Origin of the sequence: Ideonella aquatica (assembly GCF_018069755.1) — a bacterium.
Lineage (GTDB): Bacteria > Pseudomonadota > Gammaproteobacteria > Burkholderiales > Burkholderiaceae_C > Ideonella > Ideonella aquatica.
This window is the reverse complement of sequence record NZ_JAGQDE010000037.1, coordinates 17,459-30,702: the sequence shown is the minus strand read 5'-3', so window position 1 is coordinate 30,702 and position 13,244 is coordinate 17,459. Positions and strand designations below refer to the sequence as shown.

At 71.3% G+C, this 13,244-nt stretch carries 13 protein-coding genes; 8 read left to right on the top strand and 5 right to left on the bottom strand.

What is annotated here, in order from left to right; all coding sequences use genetic code 11:
- Both KAK06_RS22600 and KAK06_RS22595 read left to right on the top strand, forming a co-directional pair.
- On the top strand, positions 1–383 hold a 383-nt coding region (locus tag KAK06_RS22600), incomplete at its 5' end, for a DUF2894 domain-containing protein (RefSeq protein ID WP_210804434.1).
- A gap of 91 nt (positions 384–474) precedes the next feature.
- Positions 475–903, top strand: a complete 429-nt coding sequence (locus KAK06_RS22595) for a cupin domain-containing protein (RefSeq protein WP_210804433.1) — start codon at positions 475–477, stop codon at positions 901–903.
- Between the two features lie 9 nt (positions 904–912).
- Here KAK06_RS22595 and KAK06_RS22590 read toward each other — a convergent pair whose 3' ends face one another.
- Positions 913–1,575, bottom strand: a complete 663-nt coding sequence (locus tag KAK06_RS22590; RefSeq protein ID WP_210804432.1) for a glutathione S-transferase family protein — start codon at positions 1,573–1,575, stop codon at positions 913–915.
- A gap of 114 nt (positions 1,576–1,689) precedes the next feature.
- On the opposite strand from KAK06_RS22590, the gene KAK06_RS22585 reads away from it, so the two are divergent.
- A complete protein-coding gene (locus KAK06_RS22585; RefSeq protein ID WP_210804431.1) occupies positions 1,690–2,919 on the top strand; it encodes a polyhydroxyalkanoate depolymerase in 1,230 nt (409 codons plus the stop codon).
- Between the two features lie 4 nt (positions 2,920–2,923).
- On the opposite strand, the gene KAK06_RS22580 is transcribed toward KAK06_RS22585, so the two are convergent.
- Complete coding sequence (locus KAK06_RS22580; protein ID WP_210804430.1) at positions 2,924–3,763, bottom strand: class III extradiol dioxygenase family protein; 840 nt, start codon at positions 3,761–3,763, stop codon at positions 2,924–2,926.
- 19 nt (positions 3,764–3,782) lie between these two features.
- The gene (locus KAK06_RS22575) at positions 3,783–4,127 is read right to left on the bottom strand and encodes a protocatechuate 4,5-dioxygenase subunit alpha (protein WP_210804429.1); all 345 of its coding nucleotides are present in this window, start codon (positions 4,125–4,127) and stop codon (positions 3,783–3,785) included.
- A gap of 82 nt (positions 4,128–4,209) precedes the next feature.
- Between KAK06_RS22575 and KAK06_RS22570 the strand changes: the two genes are divergently transcribed.
- From KAK06_RS22570 to KAK06_RS22560, 3 genes are read left to right on the top strand one after another with little or no spacing between them, the layout of a single operon-like run.
- Entirely contained in the window at positions 4,210–5,115 is a 906-nt protein-coding gene (locus KAK06_RS22570) for a LysR family transcriptional regulator (protein WP_210804428.1), read from the top strand.
- 50 nt (positions 5,116–5,165) lie between these two features.
- Positions 5,166–5,594, top strand: coding sequence for an MbcA/ParS/Xre antitoxin family protein (locus tag KAK06_RS22565; protein WP_210804427.1), 429 nt, complete (start codon positions 5,166–5,168; stop codon positions 5,592–5,594).
- The gene (locus KAK06_RS22560; protein ID WP_210804426.1) at positions 5,554–6,261 is read left to right on the top strand and encodes an RES family NAD+ phosphorylase; all 708 of its coding nucleotides are present in this window, start codon (positions 5,554–5,556) and stop codon (positions 6,259–6,261) included. Before KAK06_RS22565 ends, KAK06_RS22560 begins: the two co-directional genes overlap by 41 nt.
- Here the strand turns inward: KAK06_RS22560 and KAK06_RS22555 are convergent, their stop codons facing one another.
- Positions 6,262–8,637, bottom strand: coding sequence for a heavy metal translocating P-type ATPase (locus KAK06_RS22555; protein WP_210804425.1), 2,376 nt, complete (start codon positions 8,635–8,637; stop codon positions 6,262–6,264).
- Positions 8,638–8,737: 100 nt separating this feature from the next.
- Here KAK06_RS22555 and KAK06_RS22550 point away from each other — a divergent pair, with 100 nt between their 5' ends.
- Positions 8,738–8,932 (top strand): heavy-metal-associated domain-containing protein, encoded by a 195-nt coding sequence (locus tag KAK06_RS22550; RefSeq protein WP_210804424.1) that lies wholly within the window; start codon positions 8,738–8,740, stop codon positions 8,930–8,932.
- A 91-nt stretch (positions 8,933–9,023) separates the two neighbouring features.
- On the top strand, positions 9,024–10,601 hold the full coding sequence (locus KAK06_RS22545) for an ABC transporter substrate-binding protein (protein ID WP_210804423.1): 1,578 nt from the start codon (positions 9,024–9,026) through the stop codon (positions 10,599–10,601).
- Positions 10,602–10,622: 21 nt separating this feature from the next.
- Here the strand turns inward: KAK06_RS22545 and KAK06_RS22540 are convergent, their stop codons facing one another.
- Positions 10,623–13,166 carry an ABC transporter permease gene (locus KAK06_RS22540; RefSeq protein WP_210804422.1) on the bottom strand — a complete coding sequence of 848 codons (2,544 nt, stop codon included), beginning with the start codon at positions 13,164–13,166 and terminating at the stop codon, positions 10,623–10,625.
- Positions 13,167–13,244 lie beyond the last annotated feature (78 nt).

Sequence of the window (13,244 nt, the reverse complement as noted above, 5' to 3'; positions counted from 1 at the left end):
CACACCCCGCCGCCGCACCGCGCCGCCCCGGCCCGCTGGCCGCGCTGCGCGCCCACCTGGACGGCGACGAGGCCGCGCCCGCGCTCAGCCCCGGCGCCGCGAGCGCGCCGCCCGAGCTGAAGACCGTGCGCCGCTACCGCCGCACCTGGACCCGGCTGAGCGCCGAACAGCGCCTGGTGCAGGCCCTGGCCGAGGTGCCGCCGCAGGCCGGCCCGCTGAACACGCCCCGGCTGCTGCACCAGGCGCTGTGCCTGATGCGCGACACCGCGCCCGACTACCTGCAGCACCTGGCCACGCAACTGGAGGCGCTGCTGTGGCTGGAGCAGGCCGGTGGCCTGGGCAGCACGCCGCGGCCGCGCGGTACGCCAGCGTCTCGCCGCTGAATCCAGGCCACGGTGCGCACCCCGCGGGTGCGCCCGGCATGGCACGGCGCATGCATCCGATCCCGGGACCACCCACCCCCCGGAGGTCCCCATGCTCGACAAGGTCCAGGACACGCTGTTCTCGCACGTCAAGCCCGCCGACACGGCGTTCAGAGGCGACGGGCTGCGCGATTTCTTCCTCTACCGCGACCTGGGTGTGGCCGATGCCACGCGCGGCAAGGTTGTTGCCCAGCTGGTGATCGCGCACAACGCACCGGAGAAGGGAACCGGCTGGCACCGCCACGAGGCGGACTTCCATATCGTGTTCATGCTGCGCGGCTGGGCCAAGTTCATGTACGATGACCAGGAGACACTGGTCAGCGCAGGCGACTGCGTGCACCAGCGCCCCGGTGTACGCCACTACCTGTTCGACTACTCGCCGGACATGGAGTACCTGGAGATCGTCGGCCCGGCCAACTTCAAGACCATCGACGTCGAGCCGGTGTGCCCGGTGCCCGAGTCCAAGGGCTGGGGCCTCTGAGCCCCGCTCTCAGAACTCGACTTCCAGCTCATCGATCGCCTCGGGCTCCTTGCGGGCCTGGGCGATCCAGTGCTGCAGGTCGGGCAGCGCCAGGATGGTGGCGCAGTAGCCCTGGCCGTCCGCCTGGGGCGGCGTGACATCGTAGGTCTGGAAACGCGTCACCACCGGCGCGTACATCGCATCGGCCATGGTGGGCCGGTCACCAAACAGGAAGGGTCCACCGTACTGCTCCAGGCATTCCTGCCAGATTTGCAGCACGCGGTCGATGTCGGTCTGCGCGCGGCTCCAGACCTTGTAGCCGGGGAAACGCGCCTTCAGGTTCATCGGCAGCGCCGAGCGCAGCGACGCAAAGCCTGAATGCATCTCGCCGCAGATCGCCCGGCAGTGGGCGCGCGCGGCGCGGTCGGCGGGCAGCAAGCCGGCCTTGGGCTTGATCTCGTGCAGGTACTCGGCGATGGCCAGCGTGTCCCACACGGTCACGCCCTGGTGGCGCAGGCAGGGCACCAGGATGGACGGCGCCAGCAGCAGCATCTCGGCCTTGGCCGCGGCGTCGTCGGGGCTGACCATCACCTCCTTGAACTCCAGCCCGGCCAGCCGGCACAGCAACCAGCCGCGCAGCGACCAGGACGAGTAGTTCTTGCTGCTGATCGTGAGCGTGGTGGGGCTGGCCATGGTGTCTCCTGCGGGCGGTCCGCCAGGGCGCCGCAAGCCGCGTGCCAAGGCTGCATCCGGCCAATGGCCCGCAACTTGCGACGACAGCGGCACCCGCCTCTGCCCCACACCACCATGCTCTACGCCACCTACCAGGCCCTCACCGACCGCATCGGCCCCTGGCAGGATGCCGCCCACTGGGGCGCGGCGGCGCTGCGGCCCTGGGCGCGCGGCCCGCTGGCGGTGCCGGGCTGGCGCGAGGCCTGCGCCGCGCTCGACCTGTTCTCGCGCCTGCGCATGACGCACCTGCGGCCGCCCTTCGGCATCGAATCGGTGCAGACACCGGCCGGCACGGTGCAGGTGCGCGAGCAGGTGGTGCAGCGCACGCCCTTCGCCACGCTGCTGCGCTTCGAGCGGGCCGACGTGGCCGACGGCAGCCAGGACCTGCCCAAGGTGCTGATCGTGGCGCCGCTGTCCGGCCACTTCGCGACGCTGCTGACCGACACCGCCCGCACCATGCTGGCCGACCACGATGTCTACATCACCGACTGGCACAACGCGCGCCACGTGCCGCTGTCGGCCGGCCGCTTCGGGCTGGCCGAATATGTCGAGCATGTGATCGGCTTCATCGAGGCCCTGGGCCCCCACACCCACCTGCTGGCGGTCTGCCAGCCCTGCGTACCCACGCTGGCCGCGGTGGCGCTGATGGCGCAGCGCGGCCACATCGCCCAGCCGCGCAGCATGACGCTGATGGCCGGCCCGATCGACACCCGCATCAATCCCACCGCGGTCAACGAGCTGGCCACCAGCCAGCCGATCGAGTGGTTCGAGAAGAACCTGATCTCGCTGGTGCCCTGGCGCTACCCCGGTGCCTTTCGCCGCGTCTACCCCGGCTTCCTGCAGCTCACGGCCTTCATGTCGATGAACCCCGAGCGCCACCGCGACGCGCTCAAGGGCCTGTACGACAAGCGGGTGCAGGGCGATGACGAGGGCGCAGCGCGCACGGCCGAGTTCTACGCCGAGTACTTCGCGGTCAATGACCTGCCGGCCGAGTTCTACCTCGAGACCGTGGCCCAGGTTTTCCAGCAGCACCTGCTGGCGCGCGGCGAGCTGGTGCTGGACGGCACGCCGGTGGACACCAGCGCGATCCGCCGCACCGCGCTGTTCACCGTGGAGGGCGAGCGCGACGACATCTGTGCCATCGGCCAGACCGTGGCCGCGCACGACCTGTGTCCGCGCATCCCGCCCTACATGAAGTCACATCATGTGCAGACGGGGGTGGGCCACTACGGCGTGTTCAGCGGCAAACGCTGGCAGCACCAGATCTACCCGCGGGTGCGGGAGATGATCCACAGCTTCCATTGACCGGTCAGGCCGCCGGCTCCATCACCATCACGCCGCTGGCGGTGTTGCTGATGGGGATGTGGTAGTTGCGGTGCACCTCGCGCGCGCCGTCGCCCAGCGCGGCGCGGGTGGCCAGCCACATCAGCAGCTCAATGCCCTGGGTGCCGGCCTTCTCCACCAGCTCGGCCGAGTTCCACTGCGTGGCCCACTGCGGATTCGTGGTCAGGCTGTCCATGAAGGCCAGGTCGAAGTCCTTGTTGATGAAGCCGGCGCGCTCGCCCTCCAGCTGGTGGCTCAGGCCGCCGGTGCCCAGGAACATCACGCGGGCGTCGCTGTCCCAGGCGCGCACGGCCTGGCCGATCTGCTCGCCCAGCTTCCAGCAGCGCTTGGCCGAGGGCAACGGGAACTGCACGGTGTTGATGCACACCGGCACCACCTTGACCGGCCAGTTCTGCTCGGGCCACAGCAGCGCCATCGGCAGCGTGAACGCGTGGTCGACCAGCATCTCCTGGCAGGTGGTGAGGTCGAACTCCTGCTCCACCAGGTGCTCGATCAGGTGCCAGGACAGCGCCTGCTCGCCGCTGAAGGCCGGGATCGTGGGAATGCCCCAGCCCTCGTCGGCATTGGTGTAGGTGGGCGCGGCGCCCACCGCGAAGGTGGGCATCTTGTCGAGGAAAAAGTTCAGGCCGTGGTCGTTGTAGAGCACCACCACCACGTCCGGGCGGGCGTCCTTGAGCCACTCGCGCACGTTGATGAAGCCGTCGAAGAAGGGCTTCCAGTAGGGCTCGCTTTGCAGGCCCTTGGCGATGGCCTTGCCGATGGCCGGAACGTGCGAGGTGGTGACGGCGCCGACGATGTGTGCCATGTGAATTCTCCGGGTGGGGTTACTCGGCCGCGTAGGCGTTGAGCTTGGCCTGGAACTCGGCCTTGGTCAGGCCGGTCTGCTGGGCCCCGATGTCCTGCATGTCCAGCCCGAAGATGCCGGCGAACTTGGCCAGGTAGTAGGCGTTGCCGCCGGCCTCCAGCAGTTGCAACACGTTTTTCGCGCGGATCGCGGCGGCCTGCTGCTCGTTCAGGCCGTAGCGGCGCATGTAGCCCTCCTCGTCGGCCAGGAAGGCCTGGCGGTTGGCGGCCTCGTTGAACGAGAAGCACATCTTGTTCAGCGCATAGCCCTTGACGGCCATGGTCTTGTCGAACAGCTGGGTGCCGGGGATGTTGATGCCGCACATGGCTTGTCTCCTGGGGTGGGCGATGGGCGGCATTCTGGGCAAGACCACAATTCAGATAAAGCGATGCATACTCATTAAACCCATGAGCCATTTCGATCATTTGGACTTGGACGGCCACGCCTTGCAGCTGCTGCTGGCGGTCATCGATGAACGCTCGGTCACCCGGGCTGCGCAGCGCCTGGGCGTCACCCAGTCGGCCGTCAGCCATGGGCTGGACAAGCTGCGCGCCATCACGGGCGACCCGCTGTTCGTCAAGTCGGGCCGCGGCATCGTGGCCACTGCGCAGGCGGCCGAGCTGGCGCGGCGCGCTCGCACGCTGCTGGACGAGCTGCGCGCCTTCAGCCACGCCGCCGGCTTTGACCCGGCGCGGCTGGACGCCGAGTTCACCGTCGCCGCCAACGACCTGCAGCGCGACCTGCTGCTGCCCGGCCTGCTGCGCACGCTGCACGCCCAAGCGCCGGGCGTGCGCCTGCATGTGATCGCCTCGGGCGCGCCCAGTGCCGAGCTGCTGCGCGACCAGGCCTGCCACCTGGTGATCACGCCGCGACCGCCCGAGGCCACCGACATCCTGCAAAAGCGCCTGTTCCAGGACCGCTACGCTGTCTTCCACGACCCGGCGCAGCGTGCCGCCCCGGCCAGCCGAGCCGAGTACCTGGCCGCCGAGCATGTGACGGTGCTGTACGCGCCGCGCCGCCGCCTGGACATTGACGAGTGGCTGCTGGCCCAGGGCGTGCAGCGCCGCTTCGTGGCCACCGTGCCCGGCCTGGCGGCGCTGGGCGCGATGCTGCGTGGCAGCCCCTGGCTGGCCACCGCGCCCTCGCTGATGGCGCGCACCGCGCTGAGCGGCCTGGGCGTGACGCCCGTGCCGCTGAAGACGCCGGCGATGCCGATGTACCTGGTCTGGCACCAGCGCCACCAGAGCGACCCGGTGCAGCGTTGGCTGCGGGAGCAGCTGCAGGCCCAGGTGGCCCCGGCGCTGGGTGGGTGATTGCCATGGAAATCTGGCGGATATATCATTTCCTTTGAAAGGATCCCGCCATGCCTGCCCTCGGACCCACCGCCTCGGCGGCCGCCGAAGCCACCGCGCCCTACGCCGTGTCACCCCGTCCGCTGAACGGGGATGAGGCCCAGGCTGTGCTGGGCAAGGCGGCCACGCGTGCCGCCGAGCGCCTGGGCCAGTCGCGCAGCTGGCTGGCGCAGGTGCTGGGCGTCAGCCCGGCCACCATCACCCGCCTGTACGCCGGCAGCTACCAGCTGCAGCCGCAGCGCAAGGAGTGGGAGTTCGCGCTGCTGTTCGTGCGTGCCTTCCGCTCGCTCGATTCCATCGTTGGCGACGAGGCCTCGGCCCGCCGCTGGCTGGCCAGCCCCAACCTGGCACTGGGCGGCGTGCCTGCCGCGCTGATGACCACCACTGAGGGCCTGGTGCGTGTTGTCCACTACCTGGACGCCAGCCGCGCTGTGGTCTGAGCACCAGCCCTGGCGCGAGCGCGCCTGGCGCATGGTCGAGGCCCAGCACGTGGCCTCCACGATGAAGCTGGTCGACGACGCCGCCGAGCAGGATCTGCTGGAACAACTGCTCGACGGCCACAAGCCGGCGCTGCCGCCGGCCGCCGCGCCGCTGCACTACCTGCTGGCCGCGCCGTTTCGCTACCCGCCGTGGCCGGGCGGCTCGCGCTTTCGCGCCGGCACCGATCCCGGCGTGTTCTACGCCGCCCAGGACGTGCCCACCGCCGCCGCCGAGCTGGGCTGGTGGCGCTGGCGCTTCCTGCAGGATGCGCCGGGCCTGCAGCGCCTGGAGCCGGTGGCGCACACCGCCTTCGCGGTGGACCTGGACACGGTGGCGGTGGACCTGCGCCAGCCGCCCTTGGACCAGGATGCGGCCGCCTGGACCGCCCGCGATGACTACAGCGCCACCCAGGCCCTGGGCCGCGTGGCGCGCGAGGCCGGGCTGGGCGCGCTGGTCTACACCTCGGTGCGCGCGCCGCTGCCGGCCTGGTGCGTGGCCGTGCTGCAGCCCGCCGCCTTTGCCCAGCCGCGGCCCGATCCGGCCACACAGACCTGGTGGCTGGCGGTGCAAGCCGACGGCGTGCTGTGGCGGCGCGAAGAGCAGTCGATCCGGCTGGCCATGCCCTGATCAGGGCTGCGGCGGCCGCCAGCGCCCCAGCCGCAGGGCATTGCCCACCACGCAGACGCTGGACAGCGCCATCGCCGCGCCGGCCACCATCGGGCTGAGCTGGCCCAGCGCGGCCAGCGGCAGGCCGATCACGTTGTAGGCAAAGGCCCAGAACAGGTTCTGGCGGATCGTGCGGCCGGTGGCGCGGGCCAGCGCCAGCGCCTCGACCACGCTCCAGGGGTCGCCACGCAGCAGCGTCAGGCCGGCGGTGTGCATGGCCACGTCGGTGCCGCCATCGGCGTGGGTCATCGCGATGCCCACATCGGCGGCGGCCAGCGCCGGGGCGTCGTTGATGCCGTCGCCCACCATGGCCACCGCGGCGCCGGGCGGCAGGCCCTGGCGCAGCTGCTCGACCAGCGCGGCCTTGGCCTCGGGGCGCACCTCGGCGTGGAACTCGGCCAGACCCGCCTCGCGCGCCAGGCGGCCGGCGGCGCCGGGGTTGTCGCCGCTGATCAGCACGCTGCGCACGCGCTGGCGCGCCAGCGCAGCCACGGTAGCGGCGGACCGCGGCCGGGCGTCATCGCCAAAGCCCAAGGCGCCCAGCAGGCGCGGCGCCGGCGCGGTTTCGGCCAGCCAGGACACGGTGCGGCCCTCGTCCTGCCACGCCGCGGCCTGGGCGGCCAGGCCCGCGGTGTCCACGCCCAGCGAGGCCATCCAGCGCCCATGGCCCAGCACCAGCGGCCGTCCCTCGACCGTGCCCGCCACGCCCTGGCCGGGCACGGCGCGCAGGCCCTGCGCGGTGGGCACCCCGGTGCCGGCGGCATCCAGCACGGCACGCGCCAGCGGGTGTTCGCTGCCCTGCTGCAGCGCGGCGGCCAGGTGCAGCACTGCGGCCTGGTCACCGCCATCGGCCGCCTCGCAGCCGGCCAGGCGCGGGCGGCCCTCGGTCAGCGTGCCGGTCTTGTCGAAGGCCACCACCTGCACATCGCGCAGGCGCTCCAGCGCGCTGGCGTCGCGCACCAGGATGCCGCGCCGCGCCGCCAGGCCGCTGGCCACCATCAGTGTGGCCGGCGTGGCCAGGCCCAGCGCACAGGGGCAGGCGATGACCAGCACCGATACCGCATGGATCAGCGCGGTGGGGGTGTCGGCGCCGGCCCACCACCAGCCCAGCAGCGTCAGCAGCGCGATCACCAGCACCGCCGGCACGAAGACCGCGGCCACCCGGTCCACCTGCTGCTGGATCGGCGCCTTCTTGGCCTGGGCCGAGGCCACCAGGCGCACGATGCGCTCGATCTGGCTTTCGGCGCCCAGCGCGGTGGCGCGCAGCAGCAGCAGGCCCTCGGCATTGACCGCGCCGCCGGTCACTGCATCGCCCGGGCCGCGCGCCACCGGCAGGCTCTCACCGGTGATCAGTGATTCATCGACGTGGCTCTGACCGTCCACCACCACCCCGTCCACCGCAATGCGCTGGCCCGGCTTGACCTGCACCAGGTCGCCCGCCTGCAACTGCGCCACCGGCAGTTCCACCCAGGCGCCGCCGCGTTGCACCGTGGCGCTGGACGGGCGCAGGGCCTGCAGCGCCTTCAGTGCATCCAGCGTGTGGCGCTTGGCGCGGCTCTCCAGCCACTTGCCCAGGCGCACCAGCGTGATCACCATGGCGGCGCTCTCAAAGTACAGGTGCGGCATGCCCGTCTCGTCGCGCGCCCACAGCACCAGCGACAGGCTGAAGGCGGCGGCCGTGCCCAGCGCCACCAGCACGTCCATGTTGGCGCTGCCGGCGCGCAGCGCCTTGAAGCCCGCCACAAAGAAGCGCGCGCCAAAGATGAACTGCACCGGCGCGGCCAGCAGCAGTTGCCACAGCGGCGGCAGCATCCAATGCTGGCCGATCAGGTCGCCCAGCATCGGCAGCACCAGTGGCAGGCTCAGCAGCGCCGAGGCCAGCACCTGCACGCCTTCGTTGCGCCAGGCCGGCACCACGTCGGTGTCGGGTGTGTCGGCGGCGCGGGCGCCGTAGCCCGCCGCTTGCACGGCGGCCACCAGGCGCTCGGCCATCGCTGGGTCCGCCACGTGGCGCACCAGGGCCTCGTTGGTGGCCAGGTTGACGCTGGCTTCCAGTACGCCCGGGAGTTTGTTCAGCGCGCGCTCGACGCGGCCGGAGCAGCTGGCGCAGGTCATGCCCTCGATCGCCAGCGCGGTGCTGGCCAGCGGCACCTGGTAGCCGGCGCGCTGCACCGCGGCCACGCTGTCAGCCAGCAGGCCGGGTGGCGCATCCACCACGACCAGTTCGGCCGCCAGGTTGACGTTGGCGCCGGCAACGCCCGCCACTTTCTGCAGGGCGCGCTCGACACGGCCGGCGCAGGACGCGCAGGTCATGCCTTCGACAGGCAGGGTGATCATCCGGCCACTCTAACGCGCCGCCGATTGATCGATCGCAAGTGGGGCCGGCGGCGCGCCGGGAGGTCGGCATACTGGCGGTATTCGTTCCTGGAGTCCCATGATGAGCCTCACCCTGACCCTCCCCGACATGACCTGCGGCCACTGCGCCCGCACCGTGACCAGCACCGTGCAGAAGCTCGACGCCACCGCCCAGGTGCAGATCGACCTGCCCAGCCACACCGTGGTGATCGAGACCACCCAGCCGGCCGACGCGGTCAAGCAGGCGCTGGCCGAGGAAGGCTACCCGGCTGCCTGAGCGCCTGGGCCACCAGGCGGCCCGGGAAACCCCGTCGCCCGGATTGGCACGGCTCGTGCCTACACTGCGGTCATCCATCCAAGGAGGACCCATGCCCCAGCGCACCCTGCTATCGCTTGTTCTGGCCGCGGCCCTGGCCGGCGCGGCCGCCCAGGCCCAGACCCTGCGTTACGCCAGCTCCGGCGACCTGCTCACGCTCGACCCGCACTCGCAGAACGAGAGCCTAACCAACATGATGAACGGCCAGGTCTACGAGCGCCTGGTCATGCGCGACAAGCAACTGGGCATCGCGCCGCAGCTGGCGCTGTCCTGGCAGCAGCTCTCGCCCACCAAGTGGCGCTTCAAGTTGCGCCCGGGCGTGAAGTTCCATGACGGCGCGGCCTTCACCGCCGACGATGTGGTGTTCTCGGTCGAGCGCGCGCGCCAGCCCAGCTCGCAGATCGCCAACTACGCCGCCGCCCTGGGCGAGGTCAAGAAGATCGACGAGCTGACGGTGGAGTTCACGCAGAAGGCGCCCAACCCGATCTTCCTGCAGCACCTGGACACCATCTTCATCATGAGCAAGGCCTGGTGCGAGAAGTACAAGGTGGTGCGCCCGCAGAGCTTCAAGGACAAGGAAGAGACCTACGCCGCCACCAATGCCAATGGCACCGGGCCGTTCCAGGCCGTCTCGCGCACGCCCGGGGTGAAGACCAGCTACAAACGCTTCGCCGGCTGGTGGGGCAAGTTCGACGGCAACCTGCAGGAGGCGGTCTACCACCAGATCGCCAACGACGCCACGCGCACCGCCGCACTGATCTCCGGTGAGATCGACTTCGTGCTCGACCCGCCGCCGCGCGACGTGGCCCGCCTGCGCGGCACCAGTGGCGTCAAGGTGATCGACGGCCCCGAAAACCGCATCATCTACATCGGCCTCGACCAGGCCCGCGACAGCCTGCTCTACGGCAAGTCGCCCGACGGCAAGAACCCGTTCAAGGACGTGCGCGTGCGCCGCGCCATGTACCAGGCCGTCGACATCGAGACCATCAAGTCCAAGCTGATGAACAACCAGTCGGCGCCCACCGGCGTGGTGGTGCCCTCGCCGCTGGCCAGCTTCAACGACCCCGAGATCGAGAAGCGCCTGCCCTACGACCAGGCCAAGGCCAAGGCGCTGATGGCCGAGGCCGGCTACGCCAGCGGCTTCGAGGTCACGCTGGACTGCCCCAACAACCGCTACATCAACGACGAGGAAATCTGCGTGGCGCTGGCGGCGATGTGGGACAAGATCGGCATCAAGGTGCGCGTCAACGCGATGCCCAAGGTCACCTACTTCCCCAAGACCGAGAAGCTCGACACCAGCCTCTACCTGTTCGGCTGGGGCGGCGCGATCACCGATGCCGAGACCAGCTTCACCCCGCTCTACCGCAACCGGGGCGCCAACGGCGTGGGCGAGTACAACCGCGGCAACTTCAAGAATGACAAGCTCGACGCGCTGGCGGCGGCCTCATCGATCGAGGGCGACCCGGCCAAGCGCAAGGAGCTCATCAAGCAGGTCTTCATGGAGATGAAGGAGCAGGTGCACTACATCCCGCTGCACCGCCAGTTCATCCCCTGGGCAGCGCGCCAGAACGTCGATGTGGTGCATCGCGCCGACAACTGGCTGGAGCTGGCCTGGACCAACTTGAAGTGACGCAGCGCCAGCGCGCCTGACTCACTCGGGCGCGCGGCGCAGTGTCTCCACCACCGGGCGGCGCAGTACCTCGCGCAGGCCCCACCAGCCGGCGGCCAGCGCCAGCAATGCGCCCACCAGCGTGCCCAGCAGCGGCACCTCGGGGCCGGCGGTCCAGCGGAATTCAAACGCGTAGCGCGCCAGCAGCGCGCCCACGCCCATCGCCGCCAGCGTGGCCAGCAGGCCAGCCAGCGCGCCCACCCCCAGCAGTTCCACCCGCTGCACCTGGGCCAGCAGGCGGCTGCTGGCGCCGCAGGCGCGCATCACCGCGTATTCGCGGGCGCGCGATTCGCGGGTGGCCGTCACCGCGGCCAGCAGCACCGCCAGGCCGGCGGCCAGGGTGAAGGCAAAGAGGGTCTCGATCGCGCCGATCACCTGCGCCAGCACGCTCTGCAGCTGGTTGATCGACGCGGTCACGTCGACATTGGTGAGGTTGGGAAAGCGCTGCACCAGCCGGTTGTCGAAGCCGCGCTCGGTGGGCGCCCGGTAGGCCGCCATCCAGGTGGCCGGCAGTTCGGGCATGGCCGATACCGTGAACATGACGAAGAAGTTGGCCCGCATCGAGCCCCATTCCACCTTGCGCAGGCTGGTGACGCGGCCCTCGCGCTCGATGCCGGCGATGTCAAAGCGCAGCCGGTCGCCCAGCTTCAGGCCCAGGGTCTGCGCCAGGCCTTCTTCCACGCTCAGCCCGTCAGCCTCTTCCGGTGTCCAGGCGCCAGCGGTGACGCGGTTGTGGCCGGGCAGGGCGGCGGCGTGGCTGAGGTTGAATTCGCGCTCCACCAGGCGGCGGGCGCGCTCGTCGGCCTCGATCGCCGGGCCGGGTGGCGCGCCGTTGATCGTCAGCAGGCGACCACGGATCATCGGGAACAGGTCGTGGCCACCGACGCCGGCGTCTTTCAGCATCGCCTCAAAGTCGGTCACCTGGTCGGGCTGCAGGTTGATGACGAAGCGGTCGGGCGCGTCGGGCGGCGTGGCGCGGCGCCAGCTGTCAACCAGGTCGGTGCGCAGCAGCACCAGCAGCACCAGCGCCATCAGGCCCACCGCCAGCGACGAGACCTGCAGCACCGCATAGGCCGGCCGCGCCACCAGCTGCCGCGTGGCCAGGCGCAGCGCGCGCGGCGCGCCGGCCTCGGGCACCAGCCAGCCCAGCAGGCGCACCGCGCCGAAGGCCAGCACCGCGAACAACAGGGTCGCGGCCGCAAAGCCGCCCACCGCGATCAGGCCCAGCATCGGGTCGCGCGCCACCGCCACCAGCAGCGCGGCGAAGGCCACGGTGCCGCCGGCCAGCACGCCCAGCGAGGCCGGGCGCAGACCGCCCACATCGCGCCGCATCACGCGCAGCGGCGGCACCTGGGCCAGTTGCAGCACCGGCGGCAGGCCGAAGCCCAGCAGCAGCACACCGCCCACGCCCAGCCCCAGCAGCGCTGGCCACCAGCCGGCCGGCGGCAGCTCGGCCGGCACCAACGTGCCCAGCAGCCCCAGGAAGGCCAGGTGCGTCACCCAGCCCAGCAGCACGCCGGCACCGCCGGCCACCAGCGCCAGCGCAGCGAATTGCAGCGTGTAGGCCAACGCGATGTGCCGGCGCGGCACGCCCAGCACGCGCAGCATCGCGCAGTCGTCCAGGTGCGCCTCGGCAAAGCCGCGCGCGGCGATCGCCACCGCCACCGCGGCCAGCAGGGCCGACAGCAGCGCCACCAGGCTGAGGAACTTGCCGGCGCGGTCCAGCGTCTGGCGCATCTCGGGGCGGCCGCTTTCCAGCGACTCGACGCGGATGCCCTTCAGATTGCCGGATTCGATGGCCGCGCGGGCCCAGCGCGACCAGGCCACGGCGGCATCGCGCTGCTGCGCGCTGCCGGCCACCGCCAGCCGGTGGTTGATGCGGCTGGCCGGCTGCACCAGGCCGGTGCCGGGCAGGTCATCCAGGTGGATCATCGCCCGCGGCGCAAAAGCCAGGAAGCCGGCGCCGCGGTCAGGCTCCAGCACTATCAGGCGGGCGATGCGCAGCTCGGCGTCGCCCAGGCCCAGTGGATCGCCCACCGTCACGCCCAGCGCACCGGCCAGCGACTCGTCGATCCACACCGTGCCGGGCTCGGGGCGGCCGGCCACGCGCTCGGCCGGTCCGTCGGCGCTGCGCCGCAGCGTCAGCTGACCACGCAGCGGGTACTGCGCGTCCACCGCCTTCAGCGCCACCAGCCGGGTCGCGCCGCCCTGGGCGGGCAGGGCGCGGGCCATGCTGGGAAAGCTGGCGCTGCGGCTGACCGCCAGGCCGCCAGCGCGCGCCTGCTCGGCGAACGAGGGCGGCGCGGGCTGGTCGGCGCTGACCACGGCGTCGCCGCCGATCAGCGCCGCCGCGTCGCGCACCAGGCCGGCCTGCAGCCGGTCGGCGAAGAAGCCCACCGCGCTCAGCGCGGCCACGGCCAGCAGCACCGCCAGCAGCACCAGGCGCAGCTGGCCGGCACGCAGGTCGCGCAGGGTCTGGTTCAGCGCCAACCGCCAGACGGGCAGGCGCACGGGAGAGTCAGGCATCCCGCCACGGTACCCGAAACCACGAATGCCGCGTTCAAGCCAGCCGAACGACCGCCCGCGGCGCCGGTGTTTCAATGC

What these genes read in the sequence shown, in the direction of transcription:
- KAK06_RS22580 (WP_210804430.1), bottom strand. Translation starts at nt 3,763, where the DNA reads ATGGCACACATCGTCGGCGCCGTCACCACCTCGCACGTTCCGGCCATC.
- KAK06_RS22550 (WP_210804424.1), top strand. Translation starts at nt 8,738, where the DNA reads ATGAGCCTCACCCTGACCCTCCCCGACATGACCTGCGGCCACTGCGCC.
- KAK06_RS22540 (WP_210804422.1), bottom strand. Translation starts at nt 13,166, where the DNA reads ATGCCTGACTCTCCCGTGCGCCTGCCCGTCTGGCGGTTGGCGCTGAAC.
- KAK06_RS22590 (WP_210804432.1), bottom strand. Translation starts at nt 1,575, where the DNA reads ATGGCCAGCCCCACCACGCTCACGATCAGCAGCAAGAACTACTCGTCC.
- KAK06_RS22570 (WP_210804428.1), top strand. Translation starts at nt 4,210, where the DNA reads ATGAGCCATTTCGATCATTTGGACTTGGACGGCCACGCCTTGCAGCTG.
- KAK06_RS22555 (WP_210804425.1), bottom strand. Translation starts at nt 8,637, where the DNA reads ATGATCACCCTGCCTGTCGAAGGCATGACCTGCGCGTCCTGCGCCGGC.
- KAK06_RS22565 (WP_210804427.1), top strand. Translation starts at nt 5,166, where the DNA reads ATGCCTGCCCTCGGACCCACCGCCTCGGCGGCCGCCGAAGCCACCGCG.
- KAK06_RS22545 (WP_210804423.1), top strand. Translation starts at nt 9,024, where the DNA reads ATGCCCCAGCGCACCCTGCTATCGCTTGTTCTGGCCGCGGCCCTGGCC.
- KAK06_RS22585 (WP_210804431.1), top strand. Translation starts at nt 1,690, where the DNA reads ATGCTCTACGCCACCTACCAGGCCCTCACCGACCGCATCGGCCCCTGG.
- KAK06_RS22595 (WP_210804433.1), top strand. Translation starts at nt 475, where the DNA reads ATGCTCGACAAGGTCCAGGACACGCTGTTCTCGCACGTCAAGCCCGCC.
- KAK06_RS22575 (WP_210804429.1), bottom strand. Translation starts at nt 4,127, where the DNA reads ATGTGCGGCATCAACATCCCCGGCACCCAGCTGTTCGACAAGACCATG.